This window comes from Zobellella sp. DQSA1 (assembly GCF_041950555.1).
In the GTDB taxonomy this organism is placed as follows: domain Bacteria; phylum Pseudomonadota; class Gammaproteobacteria; order Enterobacterales; family Aeromonadaceae; genus Oceanimonas.
This window is the reverse complement of sequence record NZ_CP169531.1, coordinates 2,858,110-2,883,911: the sequence shown is the minus strand read 5'-3', so window position 1 is coordinate 2,883,911 and position 25,802 is coordinate 2,858,110. Positions and strand designations below refer to the sequence as shown.

General features: G+C 61.5%; 20 protein-coding genes. 12 read left to right on the top strand and 8 right to left on the bottom strand.

From position 1 onward, the window contains the following. Positions 1-9 precede the first annotated feature (9 nt). On the top strand, positions 10-1,518 hold the full coding sequence (gene der, locus ACEVBK_RS13865; RefSeq protein ID WP_375055510.1) for a ribosome biogenesis GTPase Der: 1,509 nt from the start codon (positions 10-12) through the stop codon (positions 1,516-1,518). Positions 1,519-1,778: 260 nt separating this feature from the next. Next, the gene (locus tag ACEVBK_RS13860; RefSeq protein ID WP_375055509.1) at positions 1,779-2,219 is read left to right on the top strand and encodes a universal stress protein; all 441 of its coding nucleotides are present in this window, start codon (positions 1,779-1,781) and stop codon (positions 2,217-2,219) included. Positions 2,220-2,263: 44 nt separating this feature from the next. Here the strand turns inward: ACEVBK_RS13860 and ACEVBK_RS13855 are convergent, their stop codons facing one another. After that, positions 2,264-2,407 carry a hypothetical protein gene (locus tag ACEVBK_RS13855; RefSeq protein WP_375055508.1) on the bottom strand — a complete coding sequence of 48 codons (144 nt, stop codon included), beginning with the start codon at positions 2,405-2,407 and terminating at the stop codon, positions 2,264-2,266. A gap of 95 nt (positions 2,408-2,502) precedes the next feature. After that, positions 2,503-3,918 carry a membrane-bound lytic murein transglycosylase MltF gene (gene mltF / locus ACEVBK_RS13850; RefSeq protein WP_375055507.1) on the bottom strand — a complete coding sequence of 472 codons (1,416 nt, stop codon included), beginning with the start codon at positions 3,916-3,918 and terminating at the stop codon, positions 2,503-2,505. A 192-nt stretch (positions 3,919-4,110) separates the two neighbouring features. Here mltF and purL point away from each other — a divergent pair, with 192 nt between their 5' ends. After that, the gene (purL, locus tag ACEVBK_RS13845; RefSeq protein WP_375055506.1) at positions 4,111-8,001 is read left to right on the top strand and encodes a phosphoribosylformylglycinamidine synthase; all 3,891 of its coding nucleotides are present in this window, start codon (positions 4,111-4,113) and stop codon (positions 7,999-8,001) included. 176 nt (positions 8,002-8,177) lie between these two features. After that, on the top strand, positions 8,178-9,932 hold the full coding sequence (locus ACEVBK_RS13840) for a putative bifunctional diguanylate cyclase/phosphodiesterase (RefSeq protein ID WP_375055505.1): 1,755 nt from the start codon (positions 8,178-8,180) through the stop codon (positions 9,930-9,932). Position 9,933: 1 nt separating this feature from the next. Here ACEVBK_RS13840 and ACEVBK_RS13835 read toward each other — a convergent pair whose 3' ends face one another. After that, entirely contained in the window at positions 9,934-10,479 is a 546-nt protein-coding gene (locus ACEVBK_RS13835) for a DUF1439 domain-containing protein (RefSeq protein WP_375055504.1), read from the bottom strand. Positions 10,480-10,555: 76 nt separating this feature from the next. On the opposite strand from ACEVBK_RS13835, the gene cls reads away from it, so the two are divergent. Further along, complete coding sequence (gene cls, locus ACEVBK_RS13830) at positions 10,556-12,013, top strand: cardiolipin synthase (RefSeq protein WP_375055503.1); 1,458 nt, start codon at positions 10,556-10,558, stop codon at positions 12,011-12,013. A 52-nt stretch (positions 12,014-12,065) separates the two neighbouring features. On the opposite strand, the gene ACEVBK_RS13825 is transcribed toward cls, so the two are convergent. From ACEVBK_RS13825 to ACEVBK_RS13810, 4 genes are all read right to left on the bottom strand, one after another. Further along, a complete protein-coding gene (locus ACEVBK_RS13825) occupies positions 12,066-13,280 on the bottom strand; it encodes a pyridoxal phosphate-dependent aminotransferase (protein WP_375055502.1) in 1,215 nt (404 codons plus the stop codon). Positions 13,281-13,567: 287 nt separating this feature from the next. Then, positions 13,568-13,831 carry a GrxA family glutaredoxin gene (locus tag ACEVBK_RS13820; protein ID WP_375055501.1) on the bottom strand — a complete coding sequence of 88 codons (264 nt, stop codon included), beginning with the start codon at positions 13,829-13,831 and terminating at the stop codon, positions 13,568-13,570. A gap of 73 nt (positions 13,832-13,904) precedes the next feature. Next, entirely contained in the window at positions 13,905-15,341 is a 1,437-nt protein-coding gene (gene dacB / locus ACEVBK_RS13815) for a D-alanyl-D-alanine carboxypeptidase/D-alanyl-D-alanine-endopeptidase (protein ID WP_375055500.1), read from the bottom strand. Between the two features lie 114 nt (positions 15,342-15,455). After that, a complete protein-coding gene (locus ACEVBK_RS13810) occupies positions 15,456-17,201 on the bottom strand; it encodes a DEAD/DEAH box helicase (protein ID WP_375055499.1) in 1,746 nt (581 codons plus the stop codon). A gap of 74 nt (positions 17,202-17,275) precedes the next feature. Between ACEVBK_RS13810 and fabV the strand changes: the two genes are divergently transcribed. The 7 genes from fabV to rluF all read left to right on the top strand — a co-directional run bounded on the left by fabV (position 17,276) and on the right by rluF (position 24,420). After that, on the top strand, positions 17,276-18,475 hold the full coding sequence (fabV, locus tag ACEVBK_RS13805; RefSeq protein ID WP_375055498.1) for an enoyl-ACP reductase FabV: 1,200 nt from the start codon (positions 17,276-17,278) through the stop codon (positions 18,473-18,475). Positions 18,476-18,609: 134 nt separating this feature from the next. Then, a complete protein-coding gene (locus ACEVBK_RS13800) occupies positions 18,610-18,951 on the top strand; it encodes a 5-carboxymethyl-2-hydroxymuconate Delta-isomerase (RefSeq protein ID WP_375055497.1) in 342 nt (113 codons plus the stop codon). A 97-nt stretch (positions 18,952-19,048) separates the two neighbouring features. Next, a complete protein-coding gene (locus tag ACEVBK_RS13795) occupies positions 19,049-19,567 on the top strand; it encodes an anti-virulence regulator CigR family protein (RefSeq protein ID WP_375055496.1) in 519 nt (172 codons plus the stop codon). 880 nt (positions 19,568-20,447) lie between these two features. After that, positions 20,448-21,059 carry a glutathione S-transferase family protein gene (locus tag ACEVBK_RS13790; RefSeq protein ID WP_375055495.1) on the top strand — a complete coding sequence of 204 codons (612 nt, stop codon included), beginning with the start codon at positions 20,448-20,450 and terminating at the stop codon, positions 21,057-21,059. A 101-nt stretch (positions 21,060-21,160) separates the two neighbouring features. Continuing rightward, positions 21,161-22,924, top strand: a complete 1,764-nt coding sequence (locus ACEVBK_RS13785) for a SulP family inorganic anion transporter (RefSeq protein WP_375055494.1) — start codon at positions 21,161-21,163, stop codon at positions 22,922-22,924. After that, entirely contained in the window at positions 22,924-23,397 is a 474-nt protein-coding gene (locus ACEVBK_RS13780; RefSeq protein WP_375055493.1) for a methyltransferase family protein, read from the top strand. The genes ACEVBK_RS13785 and ACEVBK_RS13780 overlap by 1 nt, the downstream gene beginning before the upstream one ends. 132 nt (positions 23,398-23,529) lie before the next feature. Beyond that, the gene (rluF, locus tag ACEVBK_RS13775) at positions 23,530-24,420 is read left to right on the top strand and encodes a 23S rRNA pseudouridine(2604) synthase RluF (protein ID WP_375055492.1); all 891 of its coding nucleotides are present in this window, start codon (positions 23,530-23,532) and stop codon (positions 24,418-24,420) included. Positions 24,421-24,446: 26 nt separating this feature from the next. On the opposite strand, the gene tyrS is transcribed toward rluF, so the two are convergent. After that, a complete protein-coding gene (gene tyrS / locus ACEVBK_RS13770; RefSeq protein WP_375058577.1) occupies positions 24,447-25,712 on the bottom strand; it encodes a tyrosine--tRNA ligase in 1,266 nt (421 codons plus the stop codon). Positions 25,713-25,802 lie beyond the last annotated feature (90 nt).

Sequence of the window (25,802 nt, the reverse complement as noted above, 5' to 3'; positions counted from 1 at the left end):
AATGTGTTTATGATGCCTGTAGTGGCTCTGGTGGGCCGCCCCAATGTGGGTAAATCCACTCTGTTTAACCGACTGACTCGGACCCGGGATGCCCTGGTGGCGGATTTTCCCGGGCTGACCCGCGACCGTAAATATGGCCAGGCCAAGATAGGGGAGCTGGAATTCATCGTGGTCGATACCGGCGGTATCGACGGCAGCGAGGAAGGTATCGAGCTGAAGATGGCCGAGCAGTCCCTGGCGGCCATAGACGAAGCCGACGTGGTATTGTTTATGGTGGATGCCCGGGCCGGCCTGACGGTGGCCGACGAAGCCATCGCCGAACACCTGCGTCGCTGCGAGAAGAAGACCCTGCTGGTGGCCAACAAGACCGACGGCATCGACGCAGACTCGGCCGTAAGCGAGTTTTACCTGTTGGGGCTGGGCGACATCTATCAGATTGCCGCCGCCCATGGTCGTGGCGTGCTGAGCCTGCTGGAAACGGCGCTGGCACCGCAATTGGAAGCGCTGAACGCGGCGCGTCACGAGGCCGAAAGTGAGGCGGACGAGCAGTCGGAAGAGGAGTTCGATTTCGACGGACTGGGCCTCGCCGATGCGATGGAGGCCATGGACAAGCTTGAGGAAGAAGAGGCGGTGCCGTTCGAGGATCTGCCGATCAAGCTGGCCATAGTGGGACGCCCCAATGTCGGCAAGTCTACCCTTACCAACCGTATCCTGGGTGAGGACAGGGTGGTGGTGTACGATATGCCCGGCACCACCCGCGACTCCATCTATATCCCCATGCAGCGAGATGAGCGGGACTTTATCCTGATCGATACCGCCGGGGTGCGTCGTCGCGGCAAGGTCCACGAGACCGTTGAAAAATTCTCGGTAATCAAGACCCTCAAGGCCATCGAAGATGCCAACGTGGTATTGCTGGTGCTGGATGCACGGGAAGGCATTTCCGATCAGGATCTGAGTCTGCTCGGCTTTGTCCTCAACGCCGGGCGCAGCATCGTCGTCGCGGTCAACAAGTGGGACGGCCTGAGCCAGGACGTGAAAGACGATATCAAGCGCGAGCTGGACCGGCGCCTGGGTTTTATCGACTTTGCCCGCCTGCACTTTATTTCGGCCCTGCACGGCAGCGGCGTGGGCAACCTGTTCGGTTCGGTGGTGGAAGCCTATCAGTCGGCCACCAAGCGGGTGAATACCTCCATGCTGACCCGCATTATGCAGATGGCCCAGGACGATCACCAGCCGCCGCTGGTGCGCGGCCGGCGAGTCAAGCTCAAGTATGCCCATGCCGGTGGTTACAATCCGCCCCGGATTATCGTACATGGCAACCAGGTCAAGGATTTGCCCGACTCCTACAAGCGGTACCTGATCAACTATTTCCGTCGTTCCCTGCAGATCATGGGCACCCCCATCCGGGTGGAGTTCCAGGAAGGGGACAACCCTTACGCCGGTCTCAAGAACAAGCTGACCGACACGCAGTTGCGCAAGCGCAAGCGGTTGATGAAATTCATCAAGAAAAAATCCTGAACCTGACGCCGGCCATGCCGGCGTTTTTCTTTACCGCCGCCGCTTATCGATCCGGATCAGGAGCCGCCTCTAAATAACTGATCCTAGTGGTGCTACACCGACCGGGCACCGCACGCAGACACGCCGTGAATCCATCCCTGGGGCGGAGGGCCTGCTTAGCGGTACACCGCCCGTGGTCTACCATCCGGAACAGCTATTTAGTTCTGGTCTAGGATGAATACTGGTGCCGCCGAGGCGGCGTGTCGGTAAGGAGAGGAGCGATGTATCAATCACTGTTGGTGGCCGTGGACGGATCGGAACACGGCAAGAAAGCGCTGGAGCTGGCTTCCTACCTGGCCGGCCAGGACGATGCCAGCCTGCATATCCTGCACGTACCCGAGATGCTGTCCCACGACGCCACCCTGGTGTGGGGCATCGGCGCCGTGTCTATCGAGGCCGGACGCAAGGAGCTGGAGGAGGCGGGAAGGAAGGTCATAGAACGGGCCGCCGAGCAGGCCAGGGTATTGGGCGTCAAGCGAGTGCAGACCCATGTGGCCCAGGGGGAGCCGGCTCGTACCATCATTCGCATGGCCGAGGCGTTGGGGGTCGAGGTGATAGTGTTGGGCAGCCGTGGACTCGGCAACCTGGCCGGCCTGGTGATGGGCAGTATTTCCCACAAGGTGACCCATAGCGCCAAATGCGGTGTGATCACGGTACGTTGAAATAGGCATCCCCGCCCGCCTGGGCCAGGGCGAGGGGCGGGACGTTACTCGGCGGTGACCTGGGTCAGAAAATAGGTACTATTGCGTCGCAATATCTTGCGGCGGAGATCCTGCAACAATATTTTGCGGCGGGGCGAACAGCCGGCCGCTTTGCGCTGCTTCAACAAGGCGCGCTTTCGTTTCAACATAGTGTGTTCCTCTTTACCAAGCCTGCTCAGCAAAATGATGCTGTGCTATTGCACTAGATATCAGGTTGCGATGCCCGGGTAAAGTGACATTCCGGTTAAAATTCCGGAACTGCCGCCGGGCTCTCGCGCTGGGCCGCGGTCAGGCCGGTGTCGGTGGTGGGGGTATTGAGCCACAGCAGGCTCTGGTAGTACTGACGTACGTTGTTGACGAACTTCTGGGCTTCCCGGCCGCGGGCATAACCATAACGGGTTTTGCTGTGCCACTGAGGCTGGTGCAACAGAGGCAGGTTCTCCTTGACCTGGGCCCAGGAGTTGGGATCCTGTTCCTTGATCCTGGTCAGCCGCCGCACGTCCAGCACATGGCCCAGGCCCAGGTTATAGGCGGCCAGCGCGAACCAGACCCGCTCGTCCTCGGGAATGGCGTCTGGCAGACGGGTCATCAGCGAGGCCAGGTAGTGAGCGCCACCGCGAATGCTCTGCTCCGGATCCAGCCGGTCATCCACCCCCACCTGCCTGGCGGTATCTTCGGTCAGCATCATCATGCCGCGTACCCCGGTGTAGGAGCGGGCCTGCGGGTCCCAGTGGGATTCCTGATAGCTGATGGCCGCCAGCAGGCGCCAGTCCAGTTCGCCGGCATAATGCTCGAACAGCGGCTGATAGCGGGGCAGCAGATCTTCGACCCGGCGCAGGAAGGTGCGGGTGTCGACGTAATCGAAATCCTGTACATGGCCGAAGTATTTCTCGTTCAGCCGGGTCAGGGCTCCGGCCTGCTGCTGTTCGTGGAAAAAGGCCAGCATCCGCCCGAGCAGGCTGTCGTCGTCGCGCCGGTCGATGACCCAGGCTACCGGCTGGGGATCGCTCAGGGCAAAGGCGGCTTCCACATTGGGGTAGTAGCGTTGGGTGCGGGCCAGCAGGGTGTCTTCCACCAGGGTATGGGCCGTGCGGCCTTCCGCTACCTGGCGCAGCAGCTCTTCCGCGTCGGCATCGCGGCGGGTCTCCCAATGCAGTTCCGGCAGCTCCTGCTGCAAGGCATGCAGCCACTCTGCCTGGCTGGAACCAGCCAGTACGCGAACCTCGCCTGCAATTTGCTCGGGAGCCGTGGGGCGGGGTTCTCCCTTGCGGTAAACCAGGGTCTGGGCCACTTCGTAATAACTGGGGCCGAAGCGGTAGTGCTGACGGCGCAGGGGGGTGCTGGTCAGACCGGCGGCCAGCATGTCGACCTTGCCGGCGTCAAGCAGGGCGAACAGATCGTCCAGGCTGTAGGCCGGGATCATGGTCAGCTCGACCCCCAGGCTGTCGGCAAACAGCCGGGCCAGCTCGTAATCCAGTCCTTCTTCCTGCTCGTCCCGCAGGAAGTAGTAGAGGGGATGATAGAGGGTGCCGACCCGCAGTTCGCCACGGGACTGGATCCGGGATTGCTGGTTGCTCTGTTTTTCTTTGATGTCACAACCGCTTAGCATCAGAATGCCGAGTAGTAGCGGGAGTCGGGAAAGCTGCAAAATTCGGCTCAATAGAAAGTCCTCATTTATGACAACCGACATTTTATAGCAGAACTCGACCGGCTCGTCAGGCAAACGCCGATATTTTCAACGACAGGGCCAGAATAAGGTACCGGAAATCGGCGTCGACAGGGCAGGGGCGTAAACCTATAATACCGCCAATTTCTCAACCCCCCATTCACCCACGCTTTGAGAATTGCCACTATGGAAATACTGAGAGGCTCGCCGGCCTTATCCGGTTTCAGGACCCAGGCCCTGGTTCGCCGTGCCCAGGAGTCGAACCTGCCCCTGCAGGGAGTTGAAACCGAGTATGTACACTTTGTCGCGCTGAACGCCAACCTCGAGGCCGATAGCCGCCAGACTCTGGGCCAACTGCTCGACAGCCCGGAACAGGGCACCACTCCGCCCGCCGGCAGCCTGCTGGTGCTGGTCACCCCCCGCCCCGGCACCCTTTCCCCCTGGTCCAGCAAGGCCACCGATATTGCCCGCAACTGCGGCCTGACCCAGGTCAAGCGCATCGAGCGCGGTATCGCTTATCACCTGAGTTTCGAGCGTGAGCCGGATGCGGGCGAACTGCTGGCGGTCAAGGCGTTGCTGCACGATCGCATGACCGAAGTGACCCTGGACAGCCTGGATGCGGCAACCTGCCTGTTTGCCGAATCGGCGCCGGCGCCGGTGACCTCGGTGGATATCCTGGCCGGTGGTCGGGCGGCCCTGGCCGAGGCCAATCAACGTATGGGCCTGGCCCTGGCGGAAGACGAAATCGATTATCTGTACGAGGGGTTTACCGGGCTCGGTCGTAATCCCAACGATATCGAACTTTACATGTTCGCCCAGGCCAACTCCGAGCACTGCCGGCACAAGATCTTTAACGCCGACTGGACCATCGATGGTATCGAGCAGCCCAAGTCCCTGTTCAAGATGATCAAGAACACCTTCGAACAGGTACCGGAACATGTGCTATCGGCTTACAAGGACAATGCGGCCGTGATGGCAGGCTCACCTGCCGGCCGTTTCTTTCCCAGCCCTCAGTCCGGCGAGTACCTCTACCATCAGGAAGACATCCATATCCTGATGAAGGTGGAAACCCACAACCACCCCACCGCCATTTCCCCCTATGCCGGGGCTGCCACCGGTTCCGGTGGCGAAATCCGCGACGAAGGCGCCACCGGTCGTGGCTCCAAGCCGAAGGCAGGCCTGGTGGGATTCAGCGTATCCAACCTCAAGATCCCGGGCTACCATCGCCCCTGGGAGCAGGACTTCGGCAAGCCCGAACGTATCGTCAGCGCGCTCGACATCATGATCGACGGCCCCCTGGGCGGTGCCGCCTTCAACAACGAATTTGGCCGGCCGGCCCTGCTCGGCTACTTCCGTACCTACGAGGAGCAGGTGTCCAGCTTCAACGGCGAGGAAGTGCGCGGCTATCACAAGCCGATCATGATTGCCGGCGGCCTCGGCAATATTCGTGGCGAACATGTGCAGAAGGGCGAGATCACCATCGGCGCCAAGCTGGTGGTACTGGGTGGCCCGGCCATGAACATCGGCCTGGGCGGTGGTGCCGCTTCCAGCATGGCTTCCGGTCAGTCCAGCGAGGATCTGGACTTCGCCTCGGTACAGCGGGACAACCCCGAGATGGAACGTCGCTGCCAGGAAGTGATCGACCGTTGCTGGGCCATGGCCGACGACAACCCCATCCAGTTTATCCACGACGTGGGGGCGGGCGGCCTGTCCAACGCCATGCCCGAACTGGTCAACGACGGTGGCCGTGGCGGTCGTTTCGAACTGCGCAACATCCCCAACGACGAGCCGGGCATGAGCCCGCTGCAAATCTGGTGCAACGAGTCCCAGGAGCGCTATGTACTATCGGTGGCAGGGGATCGCCTGGCCGAGTTCGAAGCTATTTGTCGTCGGGAGCGGGCCCCCTTCGCGGTGATCGGTGAAGCCACTGCCGAGCCGCACCTGAGTCTGCACGACAACGAGTTCGACAATCAACCCATCGATATGCCACTCAACGTGCTGCTGGGCAAGCCGCCCAAGATGCAGCGGGATGTGACCCGTGCCAGCCATCAGAGCCCGCCCCTGGATCTGCACGGCATCAACCTGAAGGAAGCGGCCGAGCGGGTGCTGACCCTGCCGACCGTGGCCGACAAGGGCTTCCTGATCACCATCGGCGACCGGACCGTGACCGGCCTGGTGGCGCGGGATCAGATGGTAGGCCCCTGGCAGGTGCCGGTGGCAGACTGTGCCGTGACCGCCGCCGCCTTCGATACCTATGCCGGTGAAGCCATGTCCATGGGGGAGCGGGCCCCGGTGGCGCTGCTCGACTTCGCCGCCTCTGCCCGGCTGGCAGTGGCGGAAGCCATTACCAATATCGCCGCTACCGATATTGGTGAGCTCAAGCACATCAAGCTGTCCGCCAACTGGATGTCCGCCGCCGGTCACCCGGGGGAAGACGCCGGCCTGTACGAGGCGGTCAAGGCGGTGGGAGAGGAACTGTGCCCGGTGCTGGAGCTGACCATACCGGTGGGCAAGGACTCCATGTCGATGAAGACCCGTTGGCAGCAGGACGGCGAAGACAAGGCGGTCACCGCGCCCCTGTCGCTGGTGATTTCCGCCTTCGCCCGAGTCAATGACGTGCGCGCCACCGTCACTCCCTGGTTGCGCAGCGATCTGGGCGAGACCGACCTGATCCTGGTGGATCTGGGCAACGGCAAGAATCGCCTTGGCGCCTCCGCCCTGGCCCAGGTCTACCGCCAACTGGGCGACATCCCTGCGGACCTGGACAGCCCGGAGCAGCTCAAGGGCTTCTTCTACGCCATTCAGTCACTGCTGGCGGAAAGCAAGCTGTTGGCCTACCACGACAAGGGTGACGGCGGCCTGTTCGTGACCCTGGCGGAGATGGCCTTCGCCGGCAGGACCGGCCTCGACATCGAGTTGGACCTGCTCGGTGCCGATCGGCTGGCGGCCCTGTTCAATGAGGAACTGGGGGCCGTGCTGCAGGTGCGTCGGGAAGACAAGGAAGCGGTGCTCACCTGCCTGGCCGGTCACGGCTTGGCGGCCTGTAGCCATGTTATCGGCTGCCTCAACGACGACGACAGCCTGCGCCTGTTCTCTTCCGGCGAGGAAATCTACGCCCAGCCGCGCACCGAGCTGCGCCGGCTGTGGTCCGAGACCAGCTACCGCATGCAGGCGCTGCGCGACAACCCGGAGTGCGCCCGCTCCGAGTTCGAGGCCAAGCAGGACGCCGATGATCCCGGCCTGTCGGTGTCGCTCAGCTTCGATCCGAAAGAAGACATCGCCGCGCCCTTTATCGCTAAAGGGGTGCATCCCAAGATGGCGATACTGCGCGAGCAGGGCGTCAACTCCCATGTGGAAATGGCGGCGGCCTTCGACCGGGCCGGGTTCAGCGCCATCGACGTACACATGAGCGATCTGCAGAGTGGTCGTCACCGCCTGGATGAGTTCGCCGGCCTGGTGGCTTGCGGCGGTTTCTCCTACGGCGACGTACTGGGGGCCGGTGGCGGCTGGGCCAAGTCGGTGCTGTTCAACGAGGCGCTGCGTGCCCAGTTCGAGGTTTTCTTCGCCCGTCAGGACAGCTTCGCCCTGGGGGTGTGCAACGGTTGCCAGATGCTGTCCCGGCTGCGGGAGCTGATCCCCGGCGCCGCCCATTGGCCGGACTTCGTGCGCAATACGTCGGAACGCTTCGAGGCCCGCTTCAGTCTGGTGGAAGTGCAGGACTCGCCCAGCCTGTTCCTGTCCGGCATGGCCGGCTCCCGCCTGCCCATCGCGGTGTCCCACGGTGAAGGGCGGGTGCAGCCGCTGAACGCCGATCTCGCTGCCATCGAGGCCAGTGGCACGGTGGCGTTGCGCTACGTGGACAACCACGGCCGGGCTACCGAACGCTATCCGTTCAATCCCAACGGCTCCGCCAGCGGCATCACCGGCCTGACCAGCGAGGACGGCCGGGTCACCATCATGATGCCGCATCCGGAACGGGTGTTCCGTACCGTGGCCAACTCCTGGTACCCACAGGCCTGGGGCGAGGACGGCGGCTGGATGCGCATCTTCCGCAACGCCCGTAAAAACCTCGGCTAGATCCCAAATCGGATCGAGCATTTCAAGCCCGCAGCAATGCGGGCTTTTTATTTTTCATTTGAGTCTATATGATAGGGTTGCCCGAAAAATAACCAGCGTAAAATACGTATAAATATCAAAAATAAAGGGCAATGAACGGAGCCACTCTTATTCATTCAACTATATAGAGCACGGACATGGACCACAGCGATTTGTTATGGGCAATACCGACAGATTTGCATCAGACCAGCACGGACAGCTTGCGGGAGCTGGCCGTCACTTCCCTTACACTGGCTCGGCAGATCATGCAGTATACCCGAGAAGGGATAGTGGTGATGGACGCCCGGGGCCGGGTCGTCGGAGTCAATCCTGCCTTTTGTCGGCTCAGCGAGCTGGATGCCGGGGATATCGAAGGCTGTCATATCACCAACATCAACCATGATTTACACGAGCGCCGCTACTATCGTCAGATTTGGCAGCGCCTGCAGCGACAGGGCCACTGGCAGGGGGAGGTTCAGCACCATACCCGGGAAGGGCGGCTGGCCACCCATTGGTTGATGCTGCACCTGCACAGAGACCACCGCGGGCGGGTTCGTCATATCATTGGGATCCTGGACGACATCAGCCGGCTCAAACAGTCGGAGGACAGGCTCAGCTACCTGGCACATCATGATGTACTGACCGGCACCACCAACCGCACCTTCCTGCTGAGCTGGTTCAGCAAGGTCAAGACGGCACTGGAGGAAGAGGAGCAACTGGCGCTGCTGTTTATCGACCTCGATCGCTTCAAACCCATCAACGACAGCTTCGGCCACGGGGTAGGGGATCAGGTCCTCAAGGCCCTGGCCGCCCGCCTGTTGGCACAGGTCGATGGCAATGAGCTGGTGGCCCGCATCGGCGGCGACGAGTTTGTGATGGTATGGCGAGGCCGGCTTGGAACTCCACAGCTGATCCGCAAAGCCGAACAGCTGCTGGAGCAACTGGAAGCGCCGGTACTGGTCGGGGAGTACGAACTGAGCGTCGGCGCCAGCATCGGGGTCAGCCTCTATCCCGAACACGGGGTGGAAATCGAAACCCTGTTACGTTACGCGGATACCGCCATGTACGAGGCCAAGACCTTCAGCAGCGCCAAGGTGTGTCTGTTCGACAGCGCCCAGTTTACCCGGTTGGAGCAACAGCACCGGCTGGCGGGGGAGTTTCGCCAGGCCATCGAACGACAACAGCTGTTTCTGGAATACCAGCCCAAGCTGGAATTGAGCTCCAATAGACTGCTCAGCCTCGAAGCCCTGCTGCGCTGGCGCCACCCGGAGTTGGGGGTGCTCTATCCGGATCGCTTCCTGCCCGCCGCCAAGGATGCGGGCCTGTTGTGCCGGCTGGCCGATTGGGTGTTCACCGAGGCGGCGCGCCAGTACCGCTGCTGGCAGCAGCAGGGATGCTGGCAGGGCGGGGTCAGCATCAACCTGAGCGGACTGGAACTGGAGCAGCATCGGGCCGGGCAGTTGCTCGAGCTGCTGCGCCGGCAGGGGGTCAGCCCAAGCCATTTTACCCTGGAGCTGCGCAGCGATTTTATCATGCGTCGCAGTGAATCCCTGCTGGGGGCGCTGGAGACCTTCAAGGCCGCCGGCATGGCGGTTTATCTCGACAACGTGGGGGAGGGGCGGATCAGTTTCAGCAAACTCAGACGGTTGCCGATCGACGGCATTAAGATCGATCGCAGCCTGCTGTCCGATCATTTCGACTCTCTGGATCAGTCGGTGATCCGCTCGTTGTTGCTGTTGTCCCAGACCCTGGGGATAGAGGCGGTGGCCTGCGGGGTGGAAACCGCCGAACAGATGCATTTCCTGCGTCAGTATGGCTGCAGCTCGGTACAGGGGCAGTTGCTGGCCGCCCCCATGACGGCGGGCCAGCTCGAGCTCTTCTACCGTGACGGACTGGAGCGGGTCCGCCACTGACTTACTCCAGGCCGCGTAGCGACAGGCGGCCCGGGGCCAGTTCCAGGCTCAGCACCTGATCTTTCAGCTGGCGTTGCAGGGGATCGTCCTCATCCAGCACATAAACCGGATATTGGGACAGGTAGCCGGCGACTCCCTGCAGTAATATCGGCAGCATGAAGCCGGCCTGGGGCGAACTGCCGTCTTCATTCAAACGGTAGCTGAGCAGTTCGAACTCATCCAGATAAAGGGCACCCTGCGTGCTGTCGTAGCGGGGGCGGGCACTGAAATCGCCGTTGATGTCCCAATGGTACCGGTTCTGTCCCTGGTTGACCGAGATGATGCCCTGTCCGGAAACGCGGGCCTTGTCCGCCTCCCGTCGGCCCAGCTCGACCTTGAGATCCTGCAGTTTGATCCCCGCCGACAGCCATTCTCCCAGGGTGAGTGGAAACTCTTTGCCGAGCTGGCGGTTGAGTTGCTGGTTGAGCTGTTGTTCGGTAATGGTCAGGGTTTGTGCCGAGGTAAAACAACTTACCCCAAAGGCGATTAAAAAAAGTATAATTTTCATAAGCCTATATCCATGGTCTGGGATTGCTGCATTAGAGACAGTCTGCACCGTCCTGCTTTAGAGGAGCAAGGCATTTTTGAGTGATTATATTTATACGCTACTGGGCTGGTTGCTGTTTCTGGCGCATACCAGCCTGGTGACAGGGGTGACGATCAGGGTCATCATGAAACGCCGGGCGGTAGGGGTATCGCTGGCCTGGCTGGCACTGATCTACGCCATTCCCATTCTTGGCGTGGCCACCTACATTCTGTTTGGTGAGGTGCGCCTGGGGCGCAAGCGGGCGGAACGGGCCAAGTCCATGTACCGGCCCTATGCGGACTGGATCAACGTACTGGTGTCCCGCTTTCCCGGTCAGAACTTTGAAGTCAGTGACCCGGCCCGCCCCATCTACGAGTTGGTCAAGGCCCGGCTCAATATGCCGATGCTGAGCGGTAACGCCATGGCGTTACTGCAGCGGCCGGAGGAAATACTGGCGGCGATGCAGGCCGATATCCGCGCCGCGCGTAGCTCCTGCTACCTGGAGTTCTACATCTGGTATCCCGGGGGGAAGGCGGACGAGGTCGCCTACGCCCTGATGGATGCGGCCCGACGGGGACTGGATTGCCGGCTGTTGCTGGACTCGGTGGGCAGCGCCGACTTTTTTCGCAGCCGCTGGCCCAGGCGGCTGCGGGAGGCGGGAGTCAAGGTGGTGGAGGTACTGCCGGTGGGCGCTTTCCGGGTGCTGTTTGAACGCCAGGATCTGCGTATGCACCGCAAGCTGGTGGTGATCGATGACGATGTGGCTTATACCGGTTCCATGAACCTGGTGGATCCCTCCTGCTTCAAACAGGAGGCCGGTGTGGGCCAGTGGGTGGACATCATGCTGCGTATCCGCGGGCCCATAGTGCCCATTATCTGGTCCCTGTTCGTGTGGGACTGGGAAATGGAAACCGGTGAACGGTTGTTGGAACAGTTGGAGTATCACCCCATCAGCTGTCTGGATAACCAGCTCAAGCTGCAATTGCTGCCATCCGGCCCCTTCATGGGTGGTGATGCCATTCAGCAAAGCTTGCTGACCGCCGTGTATCAGGCCCGGCGGCGGCTGGTGTTGATCACTCCTTATTTTGTGCCCGACGATCCTCTGGTAGCGGCCCTCTGCTCGGCCGCCGATAGAGGGGTGGAAGTGCAACTGGTGCTGCCTGCCAGGAACGACTCGCTCATGGTCAACCATGCCTGCAATGCCTTCTTCGACGAGTTGCTGCACGCGGGGGTCGAGATCCACCTGTATTCCGCCGGCTTGCTGCACACCAAATGCGTGCTGGTGGATCACCAGTTTGCCCTGGTGGGCACGGTCAACCTGGACAAGCGCAGCCTGTGGCTGAACTTCGAGATGACGCTGCTGGTGGATGACGGCCAGGCCATGGGGGAACTGTTGCGTCTGGCCGACGATTATCTGGCCGATGCCAGCCCGTTGTCCTGGCTGGAGTGGCGTAAGCGCCCCCTGCGCAAGCGGGTGGCGGAAAACCTGTTCTACCTGCTGAGCCCGCTGCTATAAATGCTGGGGACTGGGGACTGGGGATCACCAGCCCCGATCCCGAGTCACCGCATTACTGCCGGTAATGTTTGAGGAAGCGGGCGATACGGCCGATGGCGTCCTCGATATCGTCTACCCGCGGCAGGGTCACCAGGCGGAAGTGATCCGGTTTGGGCCAGTTGAAGCCGGTCCCCTGCACGATCAGCAGTTTTTCCTGCAGCAGCAGATCGTACACCATCTTCTGATCGTCCTTGATGTCGTACACCTTGGGATCCAGCCGGGGGAACATGTAGATGGCCCCCTTGGGCTTGACGCAGGATACTCCGGGGATCTGGTTGAGCAGCTCCCAGGCCATGTCCCGCTGCTGGCGCAGGCGGCCGCCGGGCAGTACCAGCTCGTTGATACTCTGGTAGCCGCCCAGCGCGGCCTGGATACAATGCTGCATGGGCACGTTGGCGCACAGCCGCATGGAGGCGAGCATCTCCAACCCTTCGATATAGTCCCGCGCCTGGTGCTTGGGGCCGCTCAGCATCATCCAGCCCTGGCGGAAACCGGCGGCGCGGTAGCTCTTGGACAGGCCGTTAAAGGTGGCCACCAGCACGTCGTCACAGAGAGTACAGACCGAATGATGGGCGACATCGTCGTACAGGATCTTGTCGTAGATCTCGTCGGCGAAGATGATGAGCCGGTTCTGGCGGGCGATCTCCACGACTTCCATCAGGAATTCGCTGCCATACACGGCGCCGGTGGGGTTGTTGGGGTTGATCAGCACTATGCCCTTGGTGCGCGGGCTGATCTTGGCCTTGATATCGTCCAGATCCGGGTACCAGCCGGCACCTTCGTCACACAGGTAGTGCACCGCCTTGCCGCCGGACAGGGTGACCGCCGCCGTCCATAGCGGGTAATCGGGCGAGGGCACCAGGATCTCGTCGCCGTTGTTGAGCAGCGCCTGCATCGACATCACGATAAGCTCCGATACCCCGTTGCCGATATAGATATCATCCAGATCGGTGGTGCGCAGCCCCTTCTGCTGGTAATACTGCATCACCGCCTTGCGTGCCGAAAACAGTCCCTTGGAATCGCAGTAGCCCTGGCTGGTGGGCATGTTCACAATGGCATCCTTGAGCAGCTCTTCCGGGGCTTCGAACCCGAAGGGGGCGGGGTTGCCGATATTGAGCTTGAGAATGCGGTGGCCTTCGTCTTCCAGGCGACGGGCTTCTTTGTGGACAGGCCCGCGAATGTCGTAACAGACGTTATCCAGCTTGTGGGATTTTTCTACGGAATACATGGGTGTTAACGGCCTCGGGTTATTCACTGGCCATGACGGTCACAGACAATCAGGAAGGCGCCAGGGCGGCATGAAAACCACGCGCCGGGGCATGAAGCTATCCGGGAACAGACAAGCCAGTACAGACAAGTGATGGCGTCCATGATGGGGCTTTGAAACCAAGATGAAAAGGGGTAATCGAGGGGTTTTATTGAAAAAAGATGGCCAGACGCGGTTTTTGACAGATGTTCGGTTGCCACAGAACATCGGGCGGCATGAACACCGCCCGATGTTCTGCCGCCGATACTTTATTGGAACAGCCCCAGATGTGCTTTGGCGTGGGCTTCGAAGTCGGTATAACCGCCGATATGCTGCTGGTCGAGAAAAATCTGCGGCACCGTCTGCACCGGCTTGCCTACGGTTTTTTCCAGATCTTCCTTGGAAATGCCCTCGGCATGAATGTCGACGTAGCGGAACTTGAAATCATCACGTTCCTCGGCCAGTTTTTCCGCCAGCTCTTTGGCTCGGACACAATAGGGGCAACCGGGACGACCAAAAATCACAGCAAACATAGCGTTCTCCTGACTGATTGACGGGGCCAGTATAAAGACCCGGCCCTCATAAGATAAATCGTTAATGCATTACTTATTGATTGGTCTGGCTGATGATACCACTGCCCAGCGCCGCTTCCAGCCATTGGCGTTCGAACTGCCGGGCCGGCCACTCCCCTTCGGCCCGGGCCAGCTGTTGCTCCTGCTCCGGACTGATGGACAGGCCGTTTTGCAGCAGCACGAAGGCCTTGCGTCGGCCATCGTCGGTATCGATGAAGCCGGCCAGGTTCTGCACATGGGCGATGGTGCCGGTCTTGGCCTGGACCCGGCCCTTGAGCGGAGCCTGGATGACGCTCTTCCGGTACTGGAGGGTACCGTTTTCGCCGCTCACCGGCAGCAGCGGCATCAGCCACCGGGCCCTTGGGTCGCGGGCCATTGCCAGCAGGGCCGCCATCAGGTCGTCGGCACGCAGCAGATTGTGGGCCGACAGGCCGGAGCCGTCGGCCAGCCAGGAGGGACCCAGATCGATATCGGCCTGCTCCTTGAGGATGTTGCGTACTGCCTGGGTTCCGTTGCGGAAACTGCCAGGCTGGTTGAAATGGACGGCTCCCAGGGTGCGCAGCAGACTGTCGGCATAGAGGTTGTCGGAGCTTTCCAGGATACGCCGGCTCAATTCCCGTAACGGTGGTGACCGATGGCTGGCAAGCTCGGGCCAGCCATCGGCGTCGAGCCGGCTGCTGCTGATACCGCCGGATATCCGGATCCCGGCCTGGTCAAGGGCCCAACGCGTGAGTCGCTCGCCCCAGGCATCCACATCCTGGATGGCGAAGCGCATGGGCCAGGGATCTTGGCGAGGCCCGATACAGCCGGTCAGGTGGTATTGATTGGGGGGGCGCATTTCGACTTCCAGCTCGCAGAAACGCCGTTTGCGTTCGGCTTCAGCCAGTACCGCCACCTCGGCGCTGACCCCGACCGGTTGATGGGCGGGCACGGTCGCGCGGGCGGGCTGGCCCGGGCGGGCATAGAGCGCGCCCTGGACACAGTTCCTGTCCAGGATCAGTGCCGAGACCGGCGCGCTGTAGCAGACGCTCAAGTCGTTCCAGGACCAGCCGTTGCCCCGGTCGTAGCCGGTAAAGCGTACCTGGTTGAGCAGCACATTGCCGCTGACCCGGCGGACGCCGCCACGGGTCAGCAGATCCCGCAGTTGCTCCCGGGTCAGGCTGGGATCTCCGACGAAGTCGATCAAGAGATCCCCCACCAGCAGTCCGTTCTCCAACTGGCCCCGGTAGCGAAGCCGGGTTTCATAACGCCACTCCGGCCCCAGTGCCAGGGCGCCGGCCAGGGTGGTGAGCAGCTTCTGGGTCGACGCGGGCTTGAGCAACAGCTCGGCGTTGTGGGCCTGTTCGATGCGGCCGCTGTCGAGATCCGCCAACAGCCAGGCGGACTGGCCGTGTTCCGGCGGTGTGGCCGCTCGGCTGCCGAAGGCCAGGGCCAGCAGCATGGCCAGACCGGTGAATGCTTTTCTTATCATCAGCGTGCTCTTCTTGTCATGTCGGATGTGTTTGTTCTGAGTTCGATCAGGATAATAGGCCAATCCCCAATCCCCAATCCCCAATCCCCAATCCCCAATCCCCAATCCCCGTTCCTACCCCAGTTCATGGGCGCGTCGGTACCGGCCCTGGTAATCGAACAGTTTTTCTTTTACCTGCCAACTGCGCTTGTGCTGACGGGCAATCACAAAATCCGGGTGACGAAAACGACCGGCAGAGGCTAAGACCTCTGCAAGGGTCGTAAAGTTCGGCTCCAGACCCGGCGCCGGCCAATGAGGCTGCACAAAGTCATTGAAAAACCGCCCCCGTTTGCCCTTGTCGTCGAAGGGGTACCAGGCGCTGACGGCGGTGCCATCTTCGTCGTGATAGGTGACCTTGAGGCTGGGACCATATTTGCCCGAGCCCGCTTCCAGGCTGAGGCCGGCGCAGCGCAGCACCAGCGCATCCTTGAGGGCCAGGGCTTCCTTGAGTTTTTTATCCGGATCCACCAGCAGGTGGCCGCAGTCGCCGCACTCCCGGGCGGCAATGTCGTTTTCCGCCAGGCACTGGGGACAGGACTTGAAGCGAAAGCGATAGCCGCAGGGCTCGGCATGGTCCTCGTCGTCCTCGAACAGGCCCTGGCAGCGGCGGCCGAAGTGCTCCAGCACCCGGCCTTCGGCATCCGTCCTGCCCCAGAAGATATTGGCGAAACCGCAGGCGGGGCAGGGCACCTGCACCTGGGTGCTGTCCGGATGCGGTCGGGGCTCGCCCACTTCGGGAGCGAAGATATCCATATTGTTGCCGGCGTAGTCCAGCACCAGGCAGTCGGTCTTGCCCGGGCTTTGGCGCAGCCCCCGGCCGATGATTTGCTGGTACAGGGCTACGGACTGGGTCGGCCGCAGTATGGCAATCAGGTCTACATGGGGGGCGTCAAACCCGGTGGTCAGTACCGACACATTGACCAGGAACTTCAGCTCCCGTGCCTTGAAGCGGCGGATAATGGCGTCTCGCTCCGGCCCGGGCGTGTCACCGGTGATCAGCGCCGTTTCCGCGGTCGGCAACAGGCCGGCCACTTCGGCGGCATGACGTACGGTGGCGGCGAATATCATGATCCCGACGCGGTCGCTGGCATAGTCGCGGACCTGCTCCACTATATGGGGCGTGACCCTGGGCTGGCGGGCCAGCTCCCGCTCAAGCGCCTGCTCGGTAAAGAGTCCCTGCTCATACAGTCGTGAGAAGTCGTAGTGCACCACGGGGGCGTCCACCAGTCGGGGCGGGCACAGGTAGCCCTGCTTTATCATCAGCCGCAGCGGTAGCTCGAACAGGCAATGCCGGAAAAAACGTGTGGATCGGCTGCGTACCAGGCCATGGTAGTGGGTTTGATAGATCCAGCCCAGCCCCAGCCGGTAGGGGGTTGCAGTGAGTCCCAGCACCTTGAGCCTGGAGTTGCCCTGGCGCAGATGGTTGACCACCTGCAGATACTGGCTGTCATCGTCGTCCGACACCCGGTGGCATTCGTCGATGATCACCAGGCTGAAATCGCGGAACTGCTCCAGGTTGCGCGCCACCGACTGCACCGAGCCGAACACCACCTGGGTATGAACCTGCTTTTGGCCGAGTCCGGCGGAGAAGATGGCCGCCTCCCGGCCATAGGCCTGGTACTTGGTGTGGTTCTGCTCCACCAGCTCCTTGACGTGGGCCAGCACCAGCACCCGCCCCCGGGCCAGGCGGGCCAGCTCGGCGATCACCAGGCTCTTGCCGGCGCCGGTGGGCAGCACCAGGAGTCCCGGCTCGTGGTGGCGGCGAAAGTAGTCCAGGGTGCGGTCGACCGCTTCCTGCTGATAGGGGCGAAGGGTGAACACATCAGGCCTCACATTTGTCCCGGAATAGGGTATCTTTAGCCCCTTCTTTGTGAATAACCGAGGCAAACATCTCTATGATCATCAAACCCAAGGTTCGTGGCTTTATCTGTACCACCACCCACCCGGTCGGCTGTGAGGCGAATGTACGCGAGCAAATCGCCTACGTCAAAGCCAAGGGCAAGCTGGCGCAGGGTCCGAAGAAGGTACTGGTGATCGGTGCGTCCACCGGTTACGGCCTGGCTTCCCGCATCAACGCCGCCTTCGGCAGTGGCGCCGCCACCATCGGCGTGTTCTTCGAAAAGCCGGGCACCGAGAAGAAGACCGGCTCCGCCGGCTGGTACAATGCCGCCGCCTTCGACAAGGCCGCCAAGGAAGAGGGCCTGTACGCCAAGAGCATCAACGGCGACGCCTTCTCCAACGAGTGCCGCGACCAGGTGATCGAGCTGATTAAACAGGACCTGGGTCAGATCGATCTGGTGGTCTATTCCCTGGCCTCGCCGGTGCGCAAGTTGCCCGGCAGCGGCGAAGTGGTGCGCTCCGCGCTCAAGCCCATCGGCGAACCCTACAAGTCGGTGGCCCTCGACACCAACAAGGACGTGCTGGTGGAAGCCGTGGTCGAGCCGGCCAACGAGCAGGAGATCGCCGATACCATCCAGGTGATGGGTGGCCAGGACTGGGAATTGTGGATGAACGCCCTGGCCGATGCCGGTGTGCTGGCCGAGGACGCCAAGTCAGTGGCCTATTCCTATATCGGCACCGATCTGACCTGGCCCATTTATTGGCACGGCACCCTGGGCAAGGCCAAGGAAGATCTGGACCGTGCCGCCCACGCCATCGACGCCAAGCTGAAAGCGCGCGGCGGCAACGCCCATGTGGCGGTGCTCAAATCCGTGGTCACCCAGGCCTCCGCCGCCATCCCGGTGATGCCGCTGTATATCTCCATGGCGTTCAAGGTGATGAAGGAGCAGGGCATTCACGAAGGCTGCATCGAGCAAATCCAGCGCCTGTTCGCCGACCGTCTCTACAGCGGCCAACCCGCCCCGGTGGACGAGCAGAACCGCCTGCGCCTGGACGACTGGGAGCTGCGCGACGAGGTGCAGGACGCCTGCCGTGAAATCTGGACCCGGGTGCAGGACGACAACATTTACCAGCTCACCGACTACCAAGGCTACAAGGACGAGTTCCTGCGCCTGTTCGGTTTTGGCCTGGCGGGTGTGGATTACGACGCCGACGTCAATCCGGAAGTCAGCTTCGAGGTGATCGAGCTGGTGTAAGCTCTCCGTGTAAAGAGAGTCTGCAGACAGACGTCCAGGCAGCAGCCTGTTGCCGGCTCATACCGGTAGCGCAGGCGACGTTGCCATCAAACCAAGCCCCGACAGCGGGGCTTTCTTTTTCAAGGAGCACGTTCATGCCCCATTGCGTTATCGAATATTCCACCACGCTGGGACGCCAGCTCAGCCCCTCGGCCCTGGTCACGGCGGTGCACCAGGGGGCGTTTGACAGCGGCCTGTTCGAGGAGGCTGACATCAAGAGCCGGGCCATCGGCTACGACTATCACCACAACGGCGGCGCCCGGCGAGATTTTATCCATGTGACCCTGAAGATACTGTCGGGGCGCACACCAGAGCAGAAGGAGGCCCTGTCGGCCGTGGTGCTGGATGCCCTGGTCGGCCTGGGACTCAAGGACATTTCCCTGACCGTGGAGGTGGTCGACATAGTTCGGGACTGTTACGCCAAGCGGCTGGACTGAGCCCGACAGAACAAGTCTCATGGCGGACTACCGGGGTTTGCCGTCAGGCCCTGACGGGAGTAGATTGAAAGCAGGTCAACACCGCCTGGAGGCTGTTATGCAGACCAGATACAAGTTGGGAACCTTATTGCTCGGGGGGCTGCTCGGTTTGAGCCTAGCGCCGGCCTGGGCCCAGCCACCGGAAGGTAAGGGACCGGGCCACGCCCCGGGGCAACAGCGGGAGCAGTTGCTGCGCAGCGACAACCGGGGCGAGTCATCCCGTGAGCGTGAGCGTGAACGGGACTGGCAGCGGCAAGACCGAGATAGCGAGCGGCGCGACTACCACGACAGGCGCGAACCGCGTATCGACGAGGCCGCCCTGCGGGGCATTTTCCGCGAGCATCGCGACTGGATCGACTACGACCGCAGCCGCGATGCGTTGCCGCCGGGTATCAGGATGAACCTGGCGCGGGGCAAGCCGCTGCCTCCCGGTATCGCCAAGCAGTTCGATCCACGTCTACGCAGCCGGTTACCCTACTACGAGGGCTATGAATGGCAGCGGGTAGACGACAAGGCGATACTGGTGGACATCGCCACCAATAACGTGCGCTTTATCCTGGAAAGTATCCTCGACTGACCGAGACACCCGGCCCCGCCGGGTGTTTTTTTATTGCCTGTCGCTCCCCAGAACCCATTTGTCTGTAATATCGTCCGCGATATCTGATCCGGATATGACGGTATCATTGACCATCTGGGCACCTTTCCCTGTTTCAGCCGTTCGGAGGAGGCGCGCGGGTGTTATCGGCTGGGACTATCGAAGGACTCGTACCGGCGGTGGGGGCGGCCGTGAGGAGCATGTGGATGATGGTGATAGGTGCTGGTCACCGGCGAATTCAAACCCGTGCTTCGGTGTCTGTACCGGTACCAGCGTGACAGCCAATCCATGGCAGTCAGGGAAATTCCACCATAGAGCAAAAATCTCAGTCGATCAACTGATAGCTATTCGCTCTAGTTAGTATTAGATATTTCTCATGAAAACAACGGTCTTACATGATGGTCGGCAACGGGTTCTGCCTGTCCCGCGCTCCCGGCATGCGTGGTTTTTAGGCATTGAGCAAATCATTGGCGACTGGGTCGTAGTGTAAGAAATCATGCGCTGATAGTGCACCTCCGAGTGCGCCAGGGTCCGCGCCAATGCCTCCCACCATGGCTCCGCCCAGCCCGCCCGTTATCGCGCCTGCGCCGCACTGGCCAAAAGTCCACTTGGCGTTATTTCACCACCAGAAACCATAGCTATTTCTTCGAGGGTCAATTCACGCATTATTTTGTCTCCTTCCGGTCATGGCAGCGTTAGTGCTACAAATCAATATGAGTAAGCAAATCTAAATCGGTATTCGCATAGCTCTTTTGCACGACCCTGGACGAGGTATGGCCCCGCTGAGCAAACTCCTGTCCTGGTGGCAGAGGCTGAAGTAACCTAAGTTCACCCTATGATTTCATCACGGCAAGGTGACCTTATGAGACTGTATGAACTGGCGACCACACCCAGTGCCCGGCGGCTGAATATCTTCCTGGCCGAAAAAGGCGTGGACATCGAGCGTATTCAGGTGGACGTGCGCGCCGGGGCCAACCTCACCGAGGAATTCAAGGCGATAAGCGCCAACGGACGAATCCCCTTGTTGGAGCTGGATGACGGCAGCTACCTGTGCGAGTCGGTGGCCATCTGCCGCTATCTCGATGAACTCCATCCGGACGATCTGGCCTTGTTCGGTGACAGCTCCCTGAGCCGGGCCCGGGTGGAGATGTGGCACCGTATCGTGGAACTGGAAGGGCTGGTCCCTGCCTTCCAGGCGTTCAGGAACCTGAGTGGGGTTTACCGGGACAGGGAAACCTGCGTCCCCGCCTGGGGCGAGGAGTCCAGGGTGCGTGTGCAGGCTTTCCTGCCCCGGCTGGAGCGGCGCCTGGCGGAAGCGGATTACCTGGCGGGGGAGCGCTATTCCATCGCCGATATCGCCGCCTATGTGCTGGTAGGCTTTCTGCCACGGCTGGGGATCGAGGTGACGTCCATGGCCCATGTCCAGCGTTGGCTGACCCGGATAAATGGGCGGCCTGCCCTGGCCGGATGTTGAACCGTCGCCGCTGTTTACACGAACTGTGGTGGCGCTCGCGCACTTTACCGCCTTGTCGCTCTATAATTAAGGCCAGATAACTAACTGCAAGTGGTTGAAAAATGCGCGATTTTTTCACCCTGGCTCGCTGGATGCCGGGACTGGTGGCCTTGCTGGGGTATCAACGGGCCTGGTTGCTGCCGGATATGCGCGCCGGCCTGTCGGTGGCAGCGGTGGCCCTGCCGGTGGCCATCGCTTATGCGGAGCTGGCCGGAGTGGGGGCCGTGGTGGGACTCTATTCCTGCATTCTGCCGATGCTGGCCTATGCCCTGTTCGGCACCTCCCGTCAGTTGATCGTCGGGCCCGACGCCGCCACCTGTGCAGTGATTGCCGCCGTGGTCACCCCCCTGGCCGCGGGCGATGCCAGCCGGCACTGGCAACTGGTGATGACCATGACCGCCATGACCGGTTTCTGGTGCCTGATTGCCAGCCGCTTTAAGTTGGGAGTACTGGCCGACTTCCTGTCCCGTCCGATTCTGCTGGGACTGCTTAACGGGGTGGCCATCACCATCATGGTCGGCCAGCTGTCGAGCATCTTCGGCTTTACCTTCGACGAGCCCGAACTGATTGAGCGGATCGCCGCGGCTCCCCATTACCTGTCGCTGATCCATTGGCCTACGCTGGGCATCAGCCTGCTGACCCTGGTCGTCATGCTGTTGTGTCGTCGTTTCCGTCCCCAGTGGCCCAGCAGCATGCTGGCGCTGGCCACCACCGCCGCCCTGTTGTGGGGGCTTGGGCCGGAGCGGGCCGGTATCATGGTGGTGGGGACCATCAGCGGGGGCATTCCGTCGTTGCAAATCCCCGAGTTTCCCCCTGGCCTGATGCGGGAGCTGGTACTGCCGGCACTCAATCTGGCGATGGTGAGTTTCGTGTCCATGATGCTGACCGCTCGCAGCTTTGCCGCCAAAAATGGCTATGAAATCGATGCAGACAAGGAATTTCGTGCGCTCGGCATGGCCAACCTGGCGTCGGCGGTGTCCCAGGGATTCGCCATCAGCGGGGCCGACTCGCGCACCGCGGTCAATGACGCCAACGGCGGCAAGAGCCAACTGGTATCCGTCGTTGCCGCCACGGTAATCGCCCTGGTCACCTTTTTCCTGACCGCACCACTGCAATATATTCCCACGGCGGCGCTGGGCATCGTGCTGGTGATGGCATCGATGTCACTGATTGATCTGCGTGGTCAGTGGGCGATGCGCCACTCGGACAACGCCGCCTTCTGGCTGGCCTGGATCACCTTCGTCGGCGTGTTGTTCATGGGGGTGATCCCCGGCATTACCCTGGCGGTACTGTTGGGGCTGTTCCAGTTTTTGCGCAATGTGATGCGACCGACCGATCAACTGATGGGCATGAATGAGGAGGGGATTGTACATACCCTGGGTCATAACGAAGAGATCAAGGCCGTCACCGGGGTGCTGATCTACCGCTTTAATTCACCGCTGACCTATTTCAACGCCTCCTATTTCAAACGCCGGGTGCTGTTGTTGCTAAATGGGGAAAAACACCAGCCCAAGTGTCTGATCATCGATGCGGTCTCCTGCTTTACCCACCAGGATATCAGCGTGATGAGCATGGTGGGGGAATTGCACAAGGAGTTGAAGCGGCGTGGTATTCACATGGTGATGGCCGGCCGGCGCAGCCAGATGACCCACTGGCTGCATCAGGCCGGCATCCGGGTGGGTGAGGACGGCATCCTGCTTTATCCGGATCTGTACCAGGCCCTGCGCATGACCCGCTGCTACCGGGAGCCGGAGCAGGGAGGGGAGCCGACAGAGTATCAACCCGGTGAACCGGTATCGCCAACAGCAAGGCTGGGTGAATCCTGATGCGGGTAACATTAAGGTCCCGGTTGTTGTGGCTGCCGCCTCCGGGAGTAGTGGGGGGCACCGCCTTGCTGATGTGGTTCACCGGGCGATGGGGGGAATGGGGGCGAGTCGAGCTGCCGGGGCTGGCTTATCTGGCCATGCCGGTCCTCGCGGTTGGCCTGTCGGTGATGGTGGCCGCCGCCATACAGATGATGGCAGCCCGTACTACCCTGCTGCCCTTTCACCCGGAGCAGGCATCACGGTTGTTGACGACGGGTGTGTTCCGCTGGTCGCGCAACCCCATCTATCTCGGAGATTTCCTGCTGTTGCTGGCCTGGCTGGTCTGGCTCGGCAACCTGCTCAACCTGCTCTGGTTGGCGGCCTTCGTCATCTATATGACCCGGGTGCAGATCGCAGCGGAAGAGCGGGCGCTGGCCGGTAAATTCGGGAAGCCGTACCTCGACTACTGTACCCGGGTCAGGCGCTGGCTGTAGTTGCTGTTTGCGGGTTTCAGACTTGCGGTGGCCCGCCGGCAATTCTACACTGGCCGCTTTTAACCTGGCAGCCTTGGCCTGCCCCGCCCCGGGGCTGGTTGTTGCTGCCCTCGGGAAGAGAATTCCGGCGCTATGACAGCAGAGAACGGCGGCACCCGCCTGAACAAATTTATCAGTGAAACCGGCATCTGCTCCCGTCGTGAGGCCGACCGGCTGATTGAGCAGCGGCAGGTGACCGTGAACGGCCAGGTGGCCGGCATGGGCGTCAAGGTGACGTCGGCGGACAAGATCACCATCAATGGCAAACCCTTGCGGGCCAAGCCTCAGCCGGTTTACCTGGTCTATAACAAACCCATCGGCATTACCTGCACCACCGATCAGGCCATTCCCGGCAACATCGTCGACGCGGTCAACTACAAGGCGCGGATTTTTCCCATCGGCCGCCTCGACAAACCGTCGTCCGGCCTTATCCTGCTGACCAACGACGGCGATATCGTCAACAAGATACTGCGTGCCGGCAACGCCCACGAGAAGGAGTACATCGTCTCGGTGGACAAGGCCATCACCGATGATTTTGTGGCGCGCATGGCGGCGGGGGTGCCGATCCTCGACACCGTGACCAAGCCCTGTAAGGTACGCAAAATAGGTCCGAAGACCTTCAATATCATCCTGACTCAGGGGTTGAACCGGCAGATTCGGCGCATGGCGGAGTACCTGGGTTTTCAGGTTACCAGTCTGAAGCGAATCCGGATCATGAACATCGCCCTGGGGGAGTTGAAGGTGGGGCAGTGGCGGGAGCTCAGCCCCCGGGAGTTGGGGGTGATCAATGCCATGGTCGAGGGCTCGAGCAAAACCGAGGAAGCCTCCCGACTCGATGTGCCCAAGGCGGCCCGCAAGGGGCCGAGGGTCGGCCAGGACGGCAGAGGTAAAGCGGCGACCCCGGGAGCGCGCTCGACGAGACCGGATCGCGAGAAGGCCAATACCGGCGGCAAACGGAGCGGCGCCGGGCGACGCGGCCGTTAGCTCTAAGCCGCATCGTTCTCCTTCATTCAGGCCGGGCCGGCTTTCAGCAGATGGAAGTGTTTCTTGCCCCGGCACAACACCAGATAGTGTCGGTGCAGCCGCTCATGGCCGGCAAGGGACTCGCTTTTGGTTCGTACGCCGTTGACGGCGATGGCGCCCTGGGCGATCAATTCCCGGGCCTGGCGATGGGAACCGGCCAGGCCCGTCTGCACCAGCAGGGGAGGCAAGGCGTCCAGTTTTCCGGTGATGCTCATGGGGATACCGTCCTGCTCCAGTTGGGCGAACTCGGCGGCACTGAGCCGGCTGAAGTCGCCTGAAAACAGCGCATGGCTGATACGCTCGGCGCCGGCCAGGGCCGCCTCGCCATGCACCATCCGGGTCAGTTCGGTGGCCAGCACCTCCTGGGCCTGGGGCTTGCCCGGGCGGCTTTTGTCCGCCTGTTCAATCGCCGCTATCTCCGCCAGGGACAAGAAGGTGTAGTAACGGAGGAATGCGTACACATCGGCATCGGCGGTGTTCAGCCAGAACTGGTAGAAGGCGTAGGGTGAGGTCTTGGCCGGATCCAGCCAGACGGTGCCGGTTTCGGTCTTGCCGAATTTGGTGCCATCGGCCTTGGTGATCAGGGGTAGGGTCAACCCGAACACCCGCTGCCGGTTGAGGCGGCGCGTCAGATCGATACCGCTGGTGATATTGCCCCATTGATCGTTGCCGCCGATCTGCAGGGTGCAGCCGAGCTCCCGGTGGAGCACCGCGAAGTCGTAGGACTGCAACAGGGAGTAGGAGAACTCGGTAAACGACAGCCCCTGTTCGGGCCGGGCCAGCCGCTGTTTGACCGACTCTTTGGCGATCATGGTGTTGACCGAGAAGTGCTTGCCGAGATCCCGCAAGAAACCGAGTACATCCATCGCACCCATCCAGTCGGCGTTGTTGACCAGTCGTACCCGCTCATCCTCGCTTGCATCCAGCAAGCGGCCGATCTGTTCACCCAGGCTGTCCACCCAGCACTGCACGGTATCGGCGCTGTTCAGGCTACGCTCGGTGGCCTTGAAGCTGGGATCGCCGATCAGGCCGGTGGCTCCGCCGATCAGGGCCACCACCCGGTGACCGGCGGCCAGGAAGCGACGCAACATCAGCAAGGGCACCAGGTGGCCGATATGCAGGCTGCCGGCGGTAGGATCAAAACCGCAATAGAGCACCCGGGAGCCAGTCTCGAGATGCTGTGTCAGGGCGATTTCATCGGAAACCTGGGCGATAAGTCCCCGTTGTTTCAGGTTGTCCAGCAGGGGATGAATAGCAGTCACTATGGCTCCGCAATCATGGATTCAGATAACTTATGCTGCCGTGCCCGGTCGTTTCCGGCCATGTCCCTAAAGGGACAGTTG